This is a genomic window from Citrobacter sp. Ce006 (genome assembly GCF_030336535.1).
GTDB classification, from domain to species: domain Bacteria; phylum Pseudomonadota; class Gammaproteobacteria; order Enterobacterales; family Enterobacteriaceae; genus Citrobacter; species Citrobacter europaeus.
On the sequence record NZ_JAOWDO010000036.1, the window covers coordinates 1 to 2,770 of the forward strand.

The window sequence follows — 2,770 nt, forward strand, 5'->3', positions numbered from 1 at the left end:
AAAACCAGATCGCCGGTAATGCGTTGCAGGTATTGTGCTAATTCCGCGTTATCCCGCACCGCCGGTTCCGGTTTATCGCAACCGCTCAGCACCAGCACCAGCGCCAGGCTATATTTATAGATTCGGTTATTTTCCATTAATCGTTACTCTCCCACTTTTGCTGATACTGTGGTTCAACCGGTACAAAATGACACAGTGAGCTATAGAATGGGTTGTCATCACAATGCAGCTTATATTGCTTACTGCAGTTCGGAGAAAAAGAATAGCCGTAGGTTGGTTTTTTCTTTAAACGCGACACGAGCTCATCGAAATCGCGTAGTTCTAGTTTATCGATAATATCATCCAGCTCGTCATCACTATCAATGCCCGTCTGCAGGAATATCCGGATATTCTTTTGTGCTATTTTAACAACCGCATCCTCATTCCCCGGATACACCGTTCCCGTTGCGGTGATACGCGTCAATACCTTTTTCCACTCCCGTTTGGTTTGAATACTGGACAAAATAAACAATACCGCTTTTTTTCGCTCATGGTTGGTATCCGGAATGAAGCCATCACCCTGGTTATTGATATCAATGCGATCGTACGCGCCGTCTAAGGTCAGGATATACAGGGCAGACCCTTTTGCCTCAGGCGAATAAAGGTATACATTGCCAGGGTTGCTATTAATTTCAGACGCGAATTTATTGCGTTTTGCCGACTGGTCTCTTGCCGTCATAATTTCTGTAAATGTTGATTTAACAAAACAAGTAAAATCCTCATAAACATTTTTAAATTCAGCCTTCGCCTTATCATAATACTCTTGATATTTTTTCTCCTGGTCCATCAATAAAATATATCCCAAAGCCTTAAATGCTTCTTCCTCAATAATCACCCAGTGCTTATAATCCATACCATAGAGTTGATAGATAACCCATACTGCGAACTCCATAAACAGTTCAGGATTAATCTCACCCTCCAAAAGTCCCTTCGCGCCCGGCCCCAAACACAAACTGCCATGAATATGGAACCTGAATCTTCCTTTAACAAAGCGAACCCTAAATTCACCGCTGGCTCCAGCGCCTAACTGAACCTCGCCACCAACTTTAAGTGAACCAAAATTCTGAAATGTTCCCAAATGATCGTCTTTCTTTTTATCATTCTCTTGTCTGAGTTGAATTGATTTTGCCATCGTTGCGGAATCAAGCATTAATTCAGGATCAAGACCTAACTTTCTTAACATGGCCGGGATTTCCGCGACCAGTGAAGTGAAGGGCTTCAGCCACTGTAATGTTCCCCCTAAACTAGCGCCGACTTTAGCACCACCAAAGGCTTCAGCTTTTACTTCCAGCCCCTTTTTTGCTTTGCCTTTATTACCTTTAACTTTTACACCTTCTTTTCGTTCTGCAAATGTCGAACTTTTGGTGCGATTACCCATTAATAACTGTTTATTATTATGAGTCACAAACTGGAGGTTAGCTTCTACCTTAGCCGATGCGCCAACATACCCAGTTAACTCTCCGTCGATCTTTGCCCTCAGCACACCAATATTGGCTTCATCCTTGTCATTAATCATAAATTTAAGCGGCCAACCTGTTCGGTCTGGAACATAAATCGTAGAAGTTACTTTCCCGGAAAAAACCGTGAGTTCGGCCTGAGCCTCACCTTTTATTTGTGCTTGGCCAGTATCAGGGTTCCAGCTATTAAAAGTGGAAGCATTCGCTGTCAGGCGCATAAATTGAGCACCTGCGGAAACATCAATATACTCCCCTGTTTTGTTATAGGTTTTATCATTCCACACAGAAGCCCATTCAGTTAATGTATCTTCATACTTGATGTTGGCACTAACAATCATTGTGCGATCCATCATTTGTTTGATCTTTACCCTGGCCGCTTTCAACTTCTCTGATAAAGATTTCATATCAATACCAATAATATTATTGTCTTTATCTTTGGTGAAGATCTTATCACCACTAAAATCATCCACGGAAATCACTGTGAATTTTTCTTCAAACTTCTTATAATCTTCTTCTTTTATATAGGAATAAAATCGACCAAATGCCTTTTTTTTAACATCTTCAATGGGTATTAGCTCAATTATGGGTTTGTATCCGCTTTCTTCCCTGAATTCGCCTAACTCCTGTTGTAGATTTTTAGTTGCTGTTTGTAGCTCACCTTCGGCCTTTGAAATTTCCTTTTCCAGTTCAGGCAACCGGTCCTTATTGGCAGTATCCTTTAACTGCACACCATATTTTTCAATAGCGTTTGAATATTTTTTCTTTGCAATATGATGTGTGTTTACCAGATTGCTCAGCTTGCTCATTGCGTCCTCAAACGCGCTGGCATCCGCTTCATCAATAAAGATTAATTGTAATTTTTCAATCCTGAAATAACACTGACAAGATTTGACAATCACAATTTTTACATTTGATTCAATCTTCTTCGTTTGATGTTCTGCTACTAGCGTATCTGATTCGCTCATAATCTTTTCCCTGATTATTCAGATGTATAAATTAATGAATTATCACTTCACCGGACTTGGGTGGTTAACGGCGCAGCGCACGGTTTTGTCGCCTGGTCGGTATGATCTGCTTTCCGGGTCCGCCTTATAGCGCAACATCGTCAGCCCGCGCCCCGGTCCCGAGAAGTCCTGGCTGCGCAGCACCCGCGTGTAGTACCCGTCCGCGTCTTTGAATACCGGCTTCTCCGGGCCCTGCGGGTCTTTTACCGGCGAATGGCTGTAGTATTCCGGGTCATACCAGTCCTTCATCCATTCCCAGCCGTTTCCGGC

Annotated in this window: 1 protein-coding gene and 1 pseudogene; both read right to left on the reverse strand. The window is 42.5% G+C overall.

Going from position 1 to position 2,770, the window contains the following annotated elements:
• Window positions 1–136 precede the first annotated feature (136 nt).
• Window positions 137–2,461, reverse strand: coding sequence for a hypothetical protein (locus OGV94_RS00795; RefSeq protein WP_286522157.1), 2,325 nt, complete (start codon window positions 2,459–2,461; stop codon window positions 137–139).
• Between the two features lie 42 nt (window positions 2,462–2,503).
• Window positions 2,504–2,770 (reverse strand): annotated as a pseudogene (locus tag OGV94_RS00800) (formylglycine-generating enzyme family protein); the annotation flags it as partial.